At 65.6% G+C, this 16033-nt stretch carries 16 protein-coding genes; 9 read left to right on the plus strand and 7 right to left on the minus strand.

Features of this window, described 5'->3' with window-relative positions; all coding sequences use genetic code 11:
* Positions 1-6: 6 nt before the first annotated feature.
* From BIWAKO_RS16615 to BIWAKO_RS16630, 4 genes are all read right to left on the minus strand, one after another.
* Positions 7-846, minus strand: a complete 840-nt coding sequence (locus BIWAKO_RS16615; protein ID WP_069879594.1) for a class I SAM-dependent methyltransferase — start codon at positions 844-846, stop codon at positions 7-9.
* Positions 843-1895 carry a glycosyltransferase family 4 protein gene (locus BIWAKO_RS16620; RefSeq protein WP_069879595.1) on the minus strand — a complete coding sequence of 351 codons (1053 nt, stop codon included), beginning with the start codon at positions 1893-1895 and terminating at the stop codon, positions 843-845. The genes BIWAKO_RS16615 and BIWAKO_RS16620 overlap by 4 nt, the downstream gene beginning before the upstream one ends.
* Positions 1892-2293: a 6-pyruvoyl trahydropterin synthase family protein gene (locus BIWAKO_RS16625; protein WP_069879596.1), complete on the minus strand. Its 402-nt coding sequence runs from the start codon at positions 2291-2293 to the stop codon at positions 1892-1894. The genes BIWAKO_RS16620 and BIWAKO_RS16625 overlap by 4 nt, the downstream gene beginning before the upstream one ends.
* Positions 2294-2356: 63 nt before the next feature.
* On the minus strand, positions 2357-3364 hold the full coding sequence (locus BIWAKO_RS16630) for a zinc-dependent alcohol dehydrogenase (protein ID WP_069882555.1): 1008 nt from the start codon (positions 3362-3364) through the stop codon (positions 2357-2359).
* Positions 3365-3409: 45 nt separating this feature from the next.
* On the opposite strand from BIWAKO_RS16630, the gene mdoH reads away from it, so the two are divergent.
* Together mdoH and BIWAKO_RS16640 are read left to right on the plus strand one after the other, a co-directional pair.
* On the plus strand, positions 3410-5230 hold the full coding sequence (gene mdoH / locus BIWAKO_RS16635) for a glucans biosynthesis glucosyltransferase MdoH (RefSeq protein ID WP_084652257.1): 1821 nt from the start codon (positions 3410-3412) through the stop codon (positions 5228-5230).
* Positions 5230-5985 (plus strand): FkbM family methyltransferase, encoded by a 756-nt coding sequence (locus BIWAKO_RS16640; protein ID WP_069879597.1) that lies wholly within the window; start codon positions 5230-5232, stop codon positions 5983-5985. Before mdoH ends, BIWAKO_RS16640 begins: the two co-directional genes overlap by 1 nt.
* A gap of 22 nt (positions 5986-6007) precedes the next feature.
* Here the strand turns inward: BIWAKO_RS16640 and BIWAKO_RS16645 are convergent, their stop codons facing one another.
* On the minus strand, positions 6008-6400 hold the full coding sequence (locus BIWAKO_RS16645) for a hypothetical protein (RefSeq protein ID WP_201788630.1): 393 nt from the start codon (positions 6398-6400) through the stop codon (positions 6008-6010).
* A 192-nt stretch (positions 6401-6592) separates the two neighbouring features.
* Between BIWAKO_RS16645 and BIWAKO_RS16650 the strand changes: the two genes are divergently transcribed.
* The 4 genes from BIWAKO_RS16650 to BIWAKO_RS16665 all read left to right on the plus strand — a co-directional run bounded on the left by BIWAKO_RS16650 (position 6593) and on the right by BIWAKO_RS16665 (position 10653).
* Entirely contained in the window at positions 6593-7573 is a 981-nt protein-coding gene (locus BIWAKO_RS16650; RefSeq protein ID WP_069882557.1) for a hypothetical protein, read from the plus strand.
* 173 nt (positions 7574-7746) lie between these two features.
* The gene (gene otnI / locus BIWAKO_RS16655; protein WP_069879599.1) at positions 7747-8526 is read left to right on the plus strand and encodes a 2-oxo-tetronate isomerase; all 780 of its coding nucleotides are present in this window, start codon (positions 7747-7749) and stop codon (positions 8524-8526) included.
* A gap of 3 nt (positions 8527-8529) precedes the next feature.
* On the plus strand, positions 8530-9534 hold the full coding sequence (locus tag BIWAKO_RS16660) for a glucokinase (protein ID WP_069879600.1): 1005 nt from the start codon (positions 8530-8532) through the stop codon (positions 9532-9534).
* 72 nt (positions 9535-9606) lie between these two features.
* Entirely contained in the window at positions 9607-10653 is a 1047-nt protein-coding gene (locus tag BIWAKO_RS16665; protein ID WP_244523466.1) for an acyltransferase family protein, read from the plus strand.
* Between the two features lie 63 nt (positions 10654-10716).
* Here the strand turns inward: BIWAKO_RS16665 and BIWAKO_RS16670 are convergent, their stop codons facing one another.
* Positions 10717-11085, minus strand: coding sequence for a hypothetical protein (locus tag BIWAKO_RS16670; RefSeq protein ID WP_069879601.1), 369 nt, complete (start codon positions 11083-11085; stop codon positions 10717-10719).
* Positions 11086-11222: 137 nt separating this feature from the next.
* On the opposite strand from BIWAKO_RS16670, the gene BIWAKO_RS16675 reads away from it, so the two are divergent.
* Positions 11223-13028: an ABC-F family ATP-binding cassette domain-containing protein gene (locus BIWAKO_RS16675; protein WP_069879602.1), complete on the plus strand. Its 1806-nt coding sequence runs from the start codon at positions 11223-11225 to the stop codon at positions 13026-13028.
* A 141-nt stretch (positions 13029-13169) separates the two neighbouring features.
* Positions 13170-13916: a glucose 1-dehydrogenase gene (locus BIWAKO_RS16680; RefSeq protein ID WP_069879603.1), complete on the plus strand. Its 747-nt coding sequence runs from the start codon at positions 13170-13172 to the stop codon at positions 13914-13916.
* Positions 13917-14004: 88 nt separating this feature from the next.
* Here BIWAKO_RS16680 and BIWAKO_RS16685 read toward each other — a convergent pair whose 3' ends face one another.
* Positions 14005-14898, minus strand: a complete 894-nt coding sequence (locus BIWAKO_RS16685) for a metallophosphoesterase family protein (RefSeq protein WP_069879604.1) — start codon at positions 14896-14898, stop codon at positions 14005-14007.
* A 354-nt stretch (positions 14899-15252) separates the two neighbouring features.
* Between BIWAKO_RS16685 and BIWAKO_RS16690 the strand changes: the two genes are divergently transcribed.
* Entirely contained in the window at positions 15253-15771 is a 519-nt protein-coding gene (locus BIWAKO_RS16690) for an NUDIX domain-containing protein (RefSeq protein ID WP_371331987.1), read from the plus strand.
* Positions 15772-16033: the final 262 nt, after the last annotated feature.

Consider the following 16033-nt stretch of genomic DNA (forward strand, 5'->3'; position numbering starts at 1 on the left):
CCGGCTTCAGACGGGCCGGGCCCAGAGGTCCTGATGGCCGACGAGCCCGGAGATGGTCGCGCGCTTGGCCTCCAGCCAGTCTGCGACCGTGGCGGGGTCGACATGGCCGGTTTCGGTGACCGCTTCGGCGATGCCCTTGGTCAGGGCCTCCGCCAATTCGCGCTGGCTCTCGTCGATCAACCACGGACTTTCGCCGGTGGAAACCGCGAAGCCGGATTTGCGGAAAGCCTCGGCCATCGCCTCCGTAGCATCCGGTCCAGCGGCTGGACCAAAGCCCTTGTCGCTGTGCTGATGATGGTGAAAGGCCGCCAGGACCCTGGCGTCGGCGTCATGTTTCGGCTGCCACTGCTCGCGGCCGTCATAGGTCAGCACCGTGTAGAGCGGGACGTTCTGGCTCACGAGTGCGGCGACGAAACGTTCGAGCCATCGCTTCGAGGTGAGGTCGAACAGGGCAGCGGCGGTCACCAGATCCGGCTGCCAGCCCAGGACCCATTCGAGATCCTTGTTCAGGTCCGCCTTGCGGGTATCGACGGTGATTGTCTTGCCACCCTTGCTCAGGACGAGCTCCTCGCCCTGCTCGCGGACGTCATCGGCCCAGGCCGCGAGGCGCTCGCGAGCGACGCCAAGCAGGCGCTCATCGAAATCGACGAGCGTCCAGTGCTGCCGGGCGGGGAGCGCGGAATAGGTGCCGCGTAGGTTGGAGCCTGCGCCGCAGCCGAGATCGACGATGGTGAGCGATGGGCGGCTGGAGAAATGGGCGCCAACGGCTGCAAGCAATTGCGGGTTGCGTGCCGCGTGATCGGCCGGCTCGCGCAGGGCCAGCCAGTCCGGAGAAAAGCCGCTCATGCAAACACCTTTCGGCAGGTCTCGGCGACGATCGTCGCGGTGTCTTGCCAGCGAGGCAACGTCTCGGCCGCGGCCCAGGAGGCATCGGCGAGGCGCTTTCTGCCAGTCGATTCGGCCAGAAGCTCGCTCAACGCCCGGGTCAATGCGCCGGCATCGCCGGGAGCAACCTTGATGGCGGCGGCATCCGGCACAGTTTCAGCTGCTGCTCCGCCGGTCGTGCACAGGATCGGCAGCCCTCGCGCCATCGCTTCGGTCAGCACCATGCCATATCCCTCGAAGAGGGAGGGCATGACAAAGATGTCGGCCTTGTCATAGGCCTGCGCCAACTCGGCCTCGCCGACGGCTCCCGCCAGCGTGATCCGGTCCTGAAGCCCGGAAGACGCGATCTGCGCCTTGAGCGCGAGCGTTGTCGCGGGCGCCCGGTCGGCTGAGCCGATAATCGTGAGCCGCCAGGCTACGTCCTGCAGCGGGCGCAAGGACTCAACCAGGATGTCGTAGCCTTTGCGCGGGACGAGGGACCCTACAGCGAGCAGTTGCAGCGGCTCGTCCGGGCGCCCGCCGGCAGCACGCGGTGCCCGATCGACGCCGGGTTCGGCCACTGCGATGCGTCCGGCGGAGACACCGAAACCGGAGACCAGAAGGCGCTTGGTCGCCGGACTCGTGACGATGATGGCGCTCGCATGACGCAGCGCGGCGGTTTCGCGCGCAATCAGCCGGCGGGCGTGCTCCGTTTCAAGTCCGGTCTCGAAGCCGAGAGGGTGGTGCACCAGCGCGACCACGCGACCGGCCAGATCGGCTGCGATGCTCTCCGGAAAGGCTCCATAGGCCAATCCGTCGATCAGCAGGACGTGATCGGAAGGCTGTGACAGGAGCAGCCGCCCGGTCTCGTCGAGATCCTTCGGCGTCGGGTTTGGGAAGGAGCCGGGCAGGGGGAGATGGCGCGCTGCGACGCCGTTCCCGCGCCATTCCTGCAGCAGGCGACGATCATAGCCATAGCCGCCCGTAGGCAGGTCGATCTCGCCGGGGATCGCGAAGACGATCTCGCTCACGCGAGGGCGCCCTCATAGCTGGCGCGGGCGAGGTCGGTCTCATGCAAGGTGACGCGGATGCGGGACAGCCCGGCGCCATCCTCGCCGAGGGCCCCGGACTTCGCGGCTCCGGCGATCGCGTCGAAGATGTATTTGCAGAGGAATTCGGTGGTGGTGAGCACGCCAGAAAACTGCGGCAGCGCATCGAGGTTCTGATAGTTCAACGGCTTCAGCGTCTTGTTCAGCACGTCGAGCGCGGCGCCGATATCGACCACGACATTCTGGCGCGTGAGCCGCTCGCGGAAGAAGGCGACATCGACCACGAAAGTTGCGCCGTGCATGTTCTGCGCCGGGCCGAAGAACGGATCGGGCAGCGAGTGGCCGATCATGATGCGGTCGCGGACTTCGACGGAAAACATGTGAAACTCCCTTGAGCCGGCGCGTCGGCAGGCTCCTGTCTTGGCCAACCCGCCTGTGTCAGGTCAATAGTGCAGCACTGCGGCAAGCCCGCGCCAATCGGCCGACAGCACGCCGGGAAGCTGCGCCGGAGCATCGGCGAAGAGGATTTCCTGCGTGATCAGCCCGTCCAGACGTTCGTCGGCGAGGAGGGCCATCGCGGCCTGAGCGCGCCTGGCGTAGTCCCATCGGGAACGGCGCGAAGGGGAGACCTGCCCAACCTGCGAGGAGACGATCTGCAATCGCTTGGAATGGAAGGCGCCGCCGAGCGGGGCGGACACGGCGCCCTCGCCATACCAGCTCAGCTCGACGATGCGGGCCTCGAAACCGGCCGCTGATATCGCCGTGGCAAGCCCTGGCGCCGAGGCGCTGGCATGGAAGACGAGATCGGCATTCTCAGGGGCGGCGCCGGGCTGCGCGAAACCGAAGCCGAGTTGCTCCGCCAGCGTCGCGCGGCCGGGGTCGATATCGACCAGCGTCACGTCGGCACCGGGTATCCGTGCGGCAATCCAGGCAACCAGCAGGCCGAGCACGCCGCCTCCGACGACGACAATGCGGTCGCCGGGACCGGATGCAGCATCCCAATGAGCATTCAGCGCGGTTTCCATATTGGCGGCGAGCACCGCGCGGCGAGCAGGAACGGCATCGGGCACGACCGTCAGGCGTTCGCGCGGCGCCACGAAGTGGCTCTGATGCGGATGGAGGCAGAACACCGTCTTGCCAATGATATCGGCCGGCCCGTCTTCAACCAGCCCGACGGCGCAATAGCCGTATCTGACCGGGAACGGGAACGCGCCTTCCTGGAACGGCGCGCGCATGCGCTCGTGCTCGGACGGCGGCACGCGCCCCTCGAAGACCAGGCGCTCGGTGCCACGGCTGATGCCGCTCCAGAGTGTACGAACAAGGCAATCGCCCGGTCCCACCGGGGGCACCGCAACGGTGTTCAGGGCGCATTCACGCGGCGCCACATACCAGAGGCCCATCGCCGTCGAACTTGCGCCGGCTGCAAATGCCGGCTTTAGCTCCTGCGCCATGTTGAGCAGACCCTCGCCTTGCACCATCGCATGACGGAAACCGCCATGAACCAGCGCCCCGCTCCGACCACGTTCCAGCCGGTGGCGCAAGAGGCAGGCGACACTCTGCCGGGGCTGACCCCCGCCGGGCTGCAGACGATCGGCGTGCTGAGGGCGCGTCGGCTGCTGGTTCTCGTGCTCAATCTCTTCACCCTCGCCGGCCTTCTCTTCGGGCTGTCGCGCGTGCTGGGGGCGGGCGGCTGGACGCTCGCCGATATGGTGATCTTCGTCGCCTTCCTGTTTGGAGCTCCCTGGACCGTGCTCGGCTTCTGGAATGCTGCCATCGGGCTCTGGTTGCTGCATGGCGTCGAGGACGGGCGCGAGCAGGTTGCGCCTTTTGCCGCTGACGGCGATGTCGCGACGCCGCTGGCGGTTCGCACCGCAGTATTGATGACCCTTCGCAACGAGGACCCCGCGCGGGCCTTCCGTCGCTTGCGCGTGATCAAGCAAAGCCTTGACGCGACAGGGCAGGGCGGCTGGTACGACTATTTCGTGCTCTCCGACAGCAATGATCCTCGTGTCGCCGCTGCGGAGGAGGCGCTCGCCGAGGGGTGGGCGAGCGAGATCGGCGAGAGCGGCCGGGTAACCTATCGCCGCCGGACCGACAATACCGGTTTCAAGGCCGGCAATGTCCGTGAATTCTGCGAGCGCTGGGGCGATCGCTACGAACTGATGCTGCCGCTCGACGCCGACAGCGTGATGTCGGGCGAAGCGATCGTCAGGCTGACCCGCATGATGCAGGCCCATCCGCGGCTCGGCATCCTGCAGAGCCTCGTCGTCGGCATGCCGAGCAGATCGGCCTTCGCTCGGATCTTCCAGTTCGGCATGCGTCACGGCATGCGGCCTTACACGATGGGCTCGGCCTGGTGGATTGGCGAGTGCGGGCCCTTCTGGGGGCACAACGCCATGGTGCGGATCGCGCCCTTCCGCGATGAATGCCATCTGCCCGTGCTGCCTGGCGGCCCGCCGCTGGGCGGGGCGGTGATGAGCCATGACCAGGTCGAGGCGACCCTGATGCGCCGCGCCGGCTATGAGGTGCGCGTGTTGCCGGAGGAGATGGGAAGCTGGGAGGAGAACCCGCCGACCATGCTCGAATTCGCCAAGCGCGACCTGCGCTGGTGCCTGGGCAACCTGCAATATCTCAAGCTGCTCGATCTGCCGGGCCTGAAGCCGATGAGCCGCTTCCAGCTCGTCTGGGCAATCCTGATGTTCCTTGGCCTGCCGGCCTGGACGCTGATGATCGCGCTGCTGCCCTGGAAGGTGATCGAGGACGGCGCTATCGCCGGGTACCCGACGGGGCTCGCGGCTTTCCTCTACGTGTTGTTCTTCACGATGTATCTCTCGCCCAAGCTGGCGGGCTTTGCCGATATCCTGCTGACCAGCGGAGGTGCGAAGCGCTACGGCGGCACGGGCCGTTTCATCGCCTCGTCGCTGATCGAGATCGTCTTCGCCTTTCTGCAGGGCGCGGTCTCGACCTTCCGCACGACGCTGTTCATGATCGGCCTTGCTTTCGGGCGAGCGAAGATCGGCTGGAACGGCCAGTCGCGCGATGCGCACGCGCTGTCGTTTGCGACGGCATTCGCAGGTTTGTGGCCGCATCTGCTTTTTGGGCTCTATATCTTCGTTACCCTCGCCATCCTCTCTCCCACGGTACTGCTCTGGTCGCTGCCGCTGACCGCCGGCTACGTTCTGGCGATTCCCTTTGCCATGCTGACCGCCGCCCCGGCGCTGGGCGAATGGTTCGTCGCCCGCGGCCTCTGCGGCGTCCCTGAGGATTTCGATCCTCCGGCCGAACTCGTCGCCATCCAGGCGGAGACGCGCGCGTGATGGGCGTGGCCTATCCCAGGGGTACGGCCAAGGCGATCGCACGTTCGCTCAGGGTCTATCACCGCGATCGTGGGCACCATGACGCGATGGATGCGCTCTATTCCGGCTTCCTGAAGCCAGGCGATCTCGCATTCGACATCGGCGCCCATGTAGGTGACCGGGTTTCCTCCTTCCGCCGGCTCGGTGCGCGGGTTGTTGCGCTGGAGCCGCAACCTGGCCCGGCGCGTGCGCTTCGCCTCATTCACGGGCGGGATCCAAATGTCACCCTGGTGCAGGCCGCCTGCGGCGATCGGGCCGGCACCGTGACGCTCAGGATCAACAGTGCGAATCCCACCGTCTCGACCGTCTCCGAGCAATTCGTCGGTGCCGCCCATGGCGCCGAGGGCTGGGCAGACCAAGTCTGGGATCGCGAGATCACGGTACCCTGCACGACGCTCGACGCTTTGATCTCGCGCTATGGCGAGCCTGCCTTCATCAAGATCGATGTCGAGGGTTTTGAGGCCAATGTCCTTGCCGGGCTCTCGCGGCGGGTACCGGTGATCTCGTTCGAGTTCACAACGATCCAGCGCGATGTCGCTGAGGGCTGCCTCGCATTGCTTGAGACGCTGGGGCCGTATCGCTTCAATGTCGCACTGGGTGAAAGCCAGTTCCTCGAACTCTCCGAGGAGGCCAGCGCCGAAGCAATGGGCGGCTTCCTGCGTGATTTGCCGCATTCGGCCAACTCGGGCGATATCTACGCCGTCCTGCACGGCTGAGCGGCGGGCATCGTCGCATTGCTCAAACGGCCGGCTGCCCGAGCCAGGCCAGCGCTGCCGCCGCAAGAAGGCCCAACCAGCCGGGATGCCTGCCCTTCGTCGCAACCAGCACGAGGGCGGAACCGACGGCCAGCGATACCGCCAAGACGCGGACGACGAGGGCTGGCGCCACGGGTTCGCCTGCAGCGGCTGCGATGGAGATCAACAAAACGCCGAACGCCCAGCCGAGAATGCTCGGGAGATGCCAACTCGCCCAGATGATACGGACATGCCGTTCCCGTAGCAGCGGCTCGCCCATCGTCGGGATGAGGCCACCCCGGCGCATGCGCCGGAAGATCAGCACTTCGCCGAGAACGGAGTGGACCAGCCCGATGAGGAGCACCAGGGCTCCCGCCAGCAGAAGTTCTGTTTGCACGCGTCCCCCGATGGCACGAGTGATCCGCGCATCAACGCCTATCATCGGTTGAAATGGCGGCCTGCCGCAACGTCCGTCTCTGCAGGCGCATGCTTTCATCGGCTGCCCGCACGCCCTAAGAGGGAACCAGCCAGCTTGCATTCATCAGGCCTGCGCCATGCTGGCGTCGAAAGCCGTTTTCGAAGGATGGTCATGTTCAGCCTCGCCCGCCCAATCGCTCTCTCGCTCTCTCTCCTGCTTCTCGCGGCGCCGGTGCACGCTGCGGGCGATGTCGCTGTCGAGGTGAAGAACGAGTCGGAGCCGGTGCTTTGCGCCGAGAAGGACAACGTCACGATCAAGGCGATCTCGCCTGAAGTGCGGCGGTTCCAGATCGAGGCGGCACATCCGGCCTATATCGCCGGGCTGGTCCGCGATAACTGGGACGCTGACTGGACCGCCTGCGACATGACTGGCGACCCCGTCTTCACCGCGCCGACATCGCCGCGCCGGGTGACATTCTACGAGAGCATCGATTACTGGCTCGTCGGTTACACCTTCCCGACCTTCTGGCGTCCGGCGGACACCACTTTCAAGGTTGGAGACCGGGTCGAGAAGGGCCTGCATCTCGTGCAGCTCTGGAAGCTCGGCAAGGACAAATCCTATGAAGTCCTCGTGGTCTATCCGCAGGACGGCTACTGGCGGGCCAGGCCGATGCCGCCGCAGCATCTCGGCTTCTCCTCCTACGGCTCATCCTTCCTGTTCGGACCGATCGAGCAGGATGGCGCACGGCCGGTGGTGAACATCAAGGAGATCGAGTTTGACCCGAAGACGACCTCCTTCAAGATGAATTTCAAGGATGGCTCGGCTGCGACGCTCAAGCTCGACAGTGTCGACGAGAACCGCATGGTGCTGGATGGCGTGCTCGACAAGCCGGTCACCGGCGGCAAGGCCTTTGTAGCGCTGCGCTCAATGTACGTCACCGAGTTCAACAACGACGTCGCCCGCATCGCCATCCGCGAGCCTGGAGCCAAGGGCTGGCGCGAGGAGCTGCTGATGCCCTTCAGCGGCGGCAAGGCGAGCGATATCTGGATGGGCCGCACGACCCACTCGCGTCACAATACCTCTTCGCCGGACATGGTCTTCCGCAATTTCTCCAGGGATCCGAACCCGCCGGCGGCGCCAGCCAAGAAATAGCGGCGCTCCCACGTCCCTCGGGATGTCGCCGGGGCCTGATGGTGATCCGGGATGACTTCGCGACGAGAAGGCTGATCTCCCATTGGAACGCAACGCGCCTCTGTTGCGTTCTCACATGACGCAGGGCGTGCGGCCCGATAGGTTGGCGCGCGTTTCGTTTGCCTGAGGATGCCATGCCGCGTTTTGCCGCCAATCTGTCGATGATGTTCAACGAGTGGGAGTTCCTCGACCGCTTCAAGGCGGCTGGGGAAGCGGGCTTCGAGGCCGTGGAGTTCCTGTTCCCCTATGAACACCCGGTCGAGCAGGTGAGCCTTGCGCTCGCGGGGGCTGAACTCGAGCAGGCGCTGTTCAATCTGCCTCCCGGCGACTGGGCCAAGGGCGAGCGTGGCATGGCCGCCATTCCGGGCCGCGAGGCGGAATTCCGCGCCTCCGTCGAAACCGCGTTGGCCTATGCGCATGCCACCGGGGTCAAGCGCCTGCATATGATGGCCGGGCATGCCGATCCCAAAGACCCTGCAGCTCAGGCGGCCTATCGCGCCTCGCTCGCCTATGCCGCCGACAAGCTCGCCGAGCATGGCATCGATCTTCTGCTCGAGCCGATCAACGGCAAGGATATGCCGGGCTATTTCCTCAATGATTTCGATGCGGCCGCAGCTTATGTCCGCGAGTCCGGGCGGCCCAATGTCAGGCTGCAGTTCGATATGTATCACTGCGAGCTGATCCACGGCGACGTCTCGGGCAAGCTGAAGGCACTCTATCCGCTGGTCGGCCATGTCCAGATCGCCAGCGCCAATGGCCGCCATGAACCGGACGCGCTCGGCCCGGATTATCCGCGTTTGTTCGCTGAACTCGACGGTCTAGGCTATACTGGCTTTGTCGGCTGCGAGTACCGGCCAAGGGCCGGGACGCTCGAGGGGCTGGGCTGGTTCTCCGACTGGAAAAAGCAGGCCTGAGCGATGCGCGCCGAGCCCTTTGCCTACCCGGTCCTTGTTGCTGATATTGGCGGGACCAATTCCCGCCTTTCACTCGTGCAGCATGCCGGTGCACGGCCTGAGCCGCTGGCGCGTATCCAGACCGGCAGTTATCCGACACCTGATGCAGCGCTGGCCTCGGTTCTGGCATCCCTCGATCCACGCCCTCGCTCGGCGGTTCTTGCGGTTGCAGGGCCGCTCGATGGCCGTACGGCCCAGCTGACCAATGCCAATTGGCATTTCAACGGGCCTGGCATGGCCGCCGAGCTTGGGCTGGTGCAGGGGTTGCTGGTGAATGATTTCGAGGCACTCGCCGCCTCGCTCGCTGTCTTGAAGCCGCAGGACATGGTCACCTTGGTGCCGGGGCAACCCGAGGCGGAGGGAGTGCGTCTCGTGCTCGGACCCGGGACCGGCTTTGGTGCGGCAGCTCTGGTCAGCCGGAATGGCAGGGGCGCATTGATCCCGACCGAGGCCGGGCATATCGGCGTCGGGCCCGAGGATCAGGCGGAGGAGAAGATCTGGCCGGCGCTGGCGGCCGGTCTGCCGCGCGTCACGGTCGAGGCGCTCTTGAGCGGTGACGGTCTGGTGCGCCTGCATCGCGCCATCGCCAGCGAAACAGGCATGGAGGAGGCGAGGGTCAGCGCCGCCGATGTGACGACACTGGCGCTGGACGGCAACCCTGCGGCGCTGATGGCGGTCATCCGCTTCTGGCGATTGCTGGCGCGTGTTGCCGGTGATCTCGCCCTCATCTTCAAGGCGACGGGTGGCGTCTATATCGCCGGCGGAATCGTGCCACGTCTCCTGCCACTCGCCGGCAACGCTGCACTCCATGCCATGTTCAATGGCAAGCCGCCGATGGAGGAACTTGCGGCGCGCTTCGCCCTGCACGTCATCACGGCATCGGACGCTGCCGAGCAGGGGCTTGCAGCCATTGCGGAATCTCCGGTCCGCTTTGGCCTCGACGACAAAGCCCGATTGTGGTTTCCGTGAACTGCGGATAGCAGCTGTGCTTCGCGACGAGCGCAGAGCGCCGCTTTCTCTTCTTCAGGGCCTTCCCGCTCCTTGTCTCAGCTCTACGGCATCCAGGTTCTGCGCGCCTTCGCGGCATTCATGGTCGCCGTGCATCATGTCCAGCCGGACGCGCTTGCTCTGGCCCAGCGGTCGGGTGCGAGTTTCACGCCCTCCTATCTCGTGCCGTGGATGGCCGGCGTCGATATCTTCTTCGTCGTCTCCGGCTTCATCATGGTGCATGCGTCCGGTGAGCTCTTCGGCCGCAAGGATGCGCCTCGCCTGTTCCTGACGCGCCGGCTTGCCCGCATCGTGCCGCTCTACTGGGCCGCGACGACGCTGTTCCTGCTGGCAGGATTGCTGCTTCCCGGCGCGCTCAATTCGGCTGCGCCCGATCTCGGGCACATCATGGCCTCCTATCTGTTCTGGCCGGCCGTCTCGTCTGCCGGTCTCGTCCAGCCCGTCTACTCGCTCGGCTGGACGCTGAATTACGAGATGCTGTTCTACGCGTTGTTCGGCGCGGCGCTGATCCTGCCGCGGGCCGCAGTCGTCCTTGTGGTGACGCTGGCGCTCGCGGTGCTGGTTGCGACAGAGGCCCTGTCAGGCCCCCTGCCATTGCCATTTGGCTTCTGGGGGCAACCGATCGTGCTGGAATTCGCTGCGGGCATGGGGTTGGCCCTGTTGAGGCGGCACGGTTTCCGGCTCAACGGCGGACCGCGCTGGCTTGTTGCTGCCCTGGGCGTCGCAATCCTGCTGCTGGCGGCGTGGCTTCCCGGGGCGGACGCGCCCTGGATGTCCTTCATGCTGCGAGGGTCGGCCGCAGTGCTGCTGGTTGCGGCGGCGTCATCCGGCAGCGGCAATTCGGCACCATCGGCTCTGGTTCGCGGCCTCGCCGGCCTCGGCGATGCGTCTTACGCGCTCTATCTCGTTCATCCATTTGCGATCCGGGCGCTTCGCGAGATCTTTGCGCGCGTGGCTCCCGGCTGGCCCGGCCTGTATGTCCTGGCGGCACTGAGCGCTTCGGTCGTCGCTTCGGTGCTGATCTATCGCTGGTTCGAGCGGCCGGCGACGCGTTGGCTCAGGACGCGGCTTGAGGCCTGAATCAGGCTCCTGCGTTTGCATAGGCTCTGCTGAAGACCCCAATCCAGTTTTCGGGCGGAGGCTTCAGTCGCGCGGCCGCTTCAGGCGCATCCCCTTCAGGGACTGGCCGACGATGCCTCCGGCCTTACGTCTCTCGGCCCGCTTGGCGACAATCGCCGTGACATCCTCCGGCTGCGGAAAATAGCCGCGCTCCATGACTTCGAGCGTGTATTCCTCGTAGGTCAGGCCGAGTTCCTCGGCCCGCTCCTGACGTCGCATGGCTATCGAGGGCGGCTTCTTCCAGGCCTTGCGCGAGGCGAAGCGCCAATCGAAATAGCGGCCGATCTCGCCCTTGCCCCATTCCGGCTGGCGCTGGGCCGTGTCTTCGAGCGGCGGGCCGCCATTGTCGCCGATCCTGGCATTGCGGGCTCTGCGGGAAGGAGGGCGCGGCACGGTGCTCTGTCCATTAAGGGATACGGATTGTATCCTATGATGGATATTGTGTTGCGCAAGGGGCCGTGACGCCGTGGCGGAGTGACAGGCCGGGCGTGCCAGTCTATCCCGACCGCTCGACAATCAACGGGTATCGAATGGCTCCTCTGCTCCACCTGCGCGACGTCGCCCTGACCTTCGGCGGCCAGCCCCTGCTCGAAAGCGCGGAGATCGCGGTATCGCCGGGCGAGCGGGTCTGCCTGGTCGGCCGCAATGGCTCGGGCAAGTCGACGCTGCTCAAGATCGCAGCCGGGCTGGTCGAGCCCGACAGCGCCGAGCGCTTCCTGCAGCCGGGGGCGACCGTCCGTTACCTGCCGCAGGAGCCGGATTTCACCGGCTTCAGGACGTCGCTGGCTTATGTCGAGGCTGGCCTCGGCCCCGGCGACGACGCCTATCGCGCCCGCTACCTCGTCGAGGAGCTGGGCCTGACCGGCGATGAGGATCCGGCCACCATGTCGGGTGGCGAGTCTCGCCGTGCGGCGCTGGCGCGCGTATTGGCGCCGGAGCCCGACATCCTGTTGCTCGACGAACCGACCAACCATCTCGACCTGCCGGTGATCGAGTGGCTTGAACAGGAATTGAAGTCGCTGCGTTCGGCGATGGTGCTGATCAGCCACGACCGGCGCTTTCTGACCTCGCTTTCGCGTGCGACGATCTGGCTCGATCGTGGCCAGACTCGGCGCATGGATCGCGGTTTTGGCGAATTCGAGGCCTGGCGCGACGAGGTGTTGGCGCAGGAGGAACTCGACCGGCACAAGCTCGACCGCAAGATCGCGCGCGAGGAGGACTGGCTGCGCTACGGCGTCAGTGCGCGTCGCACGCGCAACCAGCGCCGCCTCGGCGACCTCCATGCGCTGCGCGATCAGCGCCGCACGGCGCGCGGTGCGGTTGGTTCAGTCCGGCTCGAGGCCAGCGAGGCCCAGATGTCGGGCAAGCTGGTGATCGAGGCGATCGACGTCGCCAAGGCCTATGAAGATAATGTCGTGGTCAAGAATCTCTCGCTGCGCGTGGCGCGCGGCGACCGGATCGGCATCGTCGGACCGAATGGCGCCGGAAAGACCACGTTGATCAACCTGCTGACCGGAGCGCTGCAGCCGGATTCAGGCAAGATCAAGCTCGGTGTCTCGCTCGAAATGGTGACGCTCGACCAACGCCGTGAAAGCCTCGACCCGGCGACGCCGCTCGGCGATGCGCTGACTGGCGGCGGCTCCGACCAGGTCATGGTCGGCGGGCAGCCGCGCCATGTCATCAGCTACATGAAGGACTTCCTGTTCCAGCCGATCCAGCGCGGCACGCCGGTTGGAGCGCTCTCGGGCGGCGAGCGCGGGCGGCTGATGCTGGCGCGGGCTCTGGCAAAGCCGTCGAACCTGCTGGTCCTGGACGAGCCGACCAACGATCTCGATCTCGAAACGCTGGACCTGCTTCAGGAGCTGCTGGCGGACTACCAGGGGACGGTGCTGCTGGTCAGCCATGATCGCGACTTCATCGACCGGGTCGTTTCCGCGACGCTGATCTCGGATGGGGACGGAATCTGGACCGAATTTGCCGGTGGCTATTCCGACATGCTTGCGCAGCGTGGCCGCGGCGTCGGCGCGAAGGCGCGTGCTGTGGCGGAGAAAGCGGTGGCTCCGGCCGCCAAATCGGCTTCTGCTGCGACGGCGGCAGCCGGCAAGCGGAAGCTCTCCTTCAACGAGAAGCATGCACTGGAGACGCTGCCGAAGCGTATCGAGGCCCTTCAGGGGGAAGCCGCCAAGCTCAACGCGGCCGTGTCCGGCGATCTTTACACGCGCGATCCCAAGCTCTTTGCCAAGGCAACGACCCGGCTGGACGAGGTCACACGCGAGATCCACCAGGCCGAAGAGCGTTGGCTGGAGCTCGAGATGCTGCGCGAGGAGCTCGGCTAGACCCAGGGTTCTCCGGCCTGCCTGAAGCGCGATCGGCCCGGCCATAGGATTTCGGTATCCGGGCAATCGCAAAAACGCATTTTTGGCGGGCCACAAATCGTCCCAATGTCATCACCTCAAAGAAGATCACGAGGAAACAGCATGAGACTGAAGGGCAAGACCGCGCTGGTTACCGGCGCTGCGCAAGGGTTCGGCTTCGGCATCGCCGAGACCTTCGTGCGCGAGGGCGCGCGGGTGGCCGTGCTCGACATCAATCGCGAGAAGGCGCAGGAGGCGGCAAAAGCGATCGGTCGCAAGGCTTTTGCCGTTGTTTGCGATGTCGGCAAGGGAAAGAGTGTCGACGCGGCCGTGGCCAAGGTGATCACCCGGCTCGGCAGGCTGGACATCGTCGTCAACAATGCCGGCATCAGCCATCGCAACCAGCCGATGCTCGAGGTCTCTGAGGCGGAGTTCGACCGGGTCTTCGACGTCAATGTGAAGTCGATCTATCTGATGGCCAAGGCGGTGGTGCCGCATTTCCGCGAGCATGGCGGCGGGGTGATCCTCAATATCGGATCGACGGCGGGCTTGCGTCCGCGCCCCGGGCTGACCTGGTACAACGGGTCCAAGGGGGCCGCGAACCTGCTCTCGAAGTCGATGGCCGTCGAACTCGCGCCTGACCGCATCCGCGTCAATGCGATCGCGCCCGTTGCCGGCGAGACGCCCCTGCTTGCGACTTTCATGGGGGAGGACACTCCCGAGAAGCGCAAGGCCTTCACCAGCACGATTCCCTGGGGCCGCTTCTCGACGCCTCAGGACATCGCCAACGCGGCGCTCTTCCTCTGCTCTGACGAGTCGGAAATGGTGACGGGCAGCGTGCTTGCGGTGGATGGCGGCCGCTGCGTTTGAGCGGTCTTCCCTGCCAGACCTCTGAAGGGCGCCGCCATGGGGCGCCCTTTGTCATTGCGCTGCGGCGCTCTCCATGGAGAGCGGGGCGTCAAACCGGCTTGGCGTGAAGCGCAATTTCCTGACGCATCCTGACGGTGCCGTCGGGCTCGAAGCCACGTTGCTCGACGCTGATCGAAGGAGCCTTGGCATCGCCCTCGATCTTGATGAGATGCCAACTCGCCATTTCGCCATGACCAAGCGGCCCGATCGAGGCCGAGGGCACGCCGACGATGGGGATATCGTGATCCGGCCCCGGCCGCCAGGCGAGTGAGAAGCGGTGGTTATGGCCGTGCAGGACGAGGTCGGCCCCCTTGCGTCTCAGCATCGACTCGAAAGCATCCGCATCGAGCAATTCGCGGGTGCGTCGCGCGCCGCCGAGATAGGGCGGATGATGGATGAGCACGACGCGGATCAACCCGGCTGCCTTGGCCCGGTCGAGGAGAATCTCCACCTTGGCGATCTGCTCGCGCCCGACGCGGCCCGTCGCCATCAGCGGCAATGTCGGAATGCCGCTGTTCAACCCGATAAGCGCGACCGGACCGCGCTCGCGATACCAGGGATACCCGGCCATGCCGTCATCGTTGCTGGACCATGGGCCAAGCAGGGTCGCGAGTGGCTTTAGCGAGGAGCGGGCATAGGCATCGTGATTGCCTGGCACGAAGCTGACATCGGCGCGCGGACCCAGCGTGTCGAGAAAGGTGACCGCGGTCTTGAATTCGTTCGGCAGGCCGATATGGGCGACATCGCCGGTGCAGGCGACATGATCCGGCGTCTGCGCGCGGATATCCGCGACGATCAGCGCCAGGATTTCCATGTCATGGGCGTGCCGACGCTTGCGGTGCCAATTGACATAGCCGGTCGCGCGCTTGCCAAGCAGCTGATGCAGAGAAAACTCGGCAAGCGGGCCGAGATGCGGGTCGGACAGGTGCGCGATCTTGAACACGCCCTGCGCTTGCCCTCAGAGCATGGCAGCCGTCAAGCGCATCCGCGCGTCGGCTCGCCTCAATCCGTTCCCGAACCCGATCAGGTTCGAGCCCAAGGACTCAGTTGAACGAGTCGGTGAGTTCCGAAACGATGCGCGGGTCGGTGAGGGTGAGGGCGGGCTTCCAGACGAAAGCGCGCTTGGCCCGGAGGCGAGCGGTGATGAAAGCGAGAAGCATTGTGGTAACCCCAGCGGTGATGGCGCTGGTTTCTACCTGCTTTGCGGCGCGTTTGTGACGTAACGGCAGTGTAAACGGTGGTCTGTTATGCGTTATTTGCATAGGCAAATACGCGGTGGATGAGGGGAGCGCGAGGCGTGTCGCATGGGCCCGACCCCAAAACTGGCGGCAAAACAGGGCATGCCCGCGAGCCACGCCCCATCTCGGGGCCCGTTCGCCGGCTGCTGCATCTGTATTTCTGGCTGACACGCGGCATGACGCTGGGCGTGCGCGCGGCGGTGCTCAGAGATGAGCGCGAGGTCCTGCTGGTGCGCCATACCTACACACCGGGGTGGCACCTGCCGGGCGGCGGGGTGGAGACCGGCGAGACATTGCGAGACGCGCTCGACAAGGAACTGCGTGAAGAGGCGCTGGTCAGGCTGACCGGCCCGCCGCAACTTCACGGCGTCTTCTTCAACCGAACGGTGTCGCGCCGCGATCATGTCGCGATCTTCGTGGTACGGGAGTTTGTTGTGGACGGTGTCAGGCAACCGGATCGCGAAATTGCCGAGGCCCGTTTCTTTCCGCTCGACGCGCTGCCGGACACCACCACAGCGGGCACCCGCCGCAGGCTCGACGAGATATTCGGCAGGCGTCAGCTTACTGCCGATTGGTGAGATCGATTTCTGCGGGAGCGGGTGCCTGCGCGGGCTCGCCTCCCGCCAACCATGATCTCAACGTAAAGGGTTCACGGCGTCGCCGGTCCTCTCATCCGCCAGCGCTTCGCCCTGCCATCAGCGCTCGCGAGGTGAGACACGAAACAGCTCGTCATTTCCAACATGGACGCCCGCCCGTGCCTCTGCTACAGGCGATTCATGGCTGACCGGCAAGACCTCTCCATCCTGCGACGACCGGCGCGCTGAGCGCGCCCTTCCGCTC

This window comes from Bosea sp. BIWAKO-01 (assembly GCF_001748145.1).
Taxonomy (GTDB): domain Bacteria; phylum Pseudomonadota; class Alphaproteobacteria; order Rhizobiales; family Beijerinckiaceae; genus Allobosea.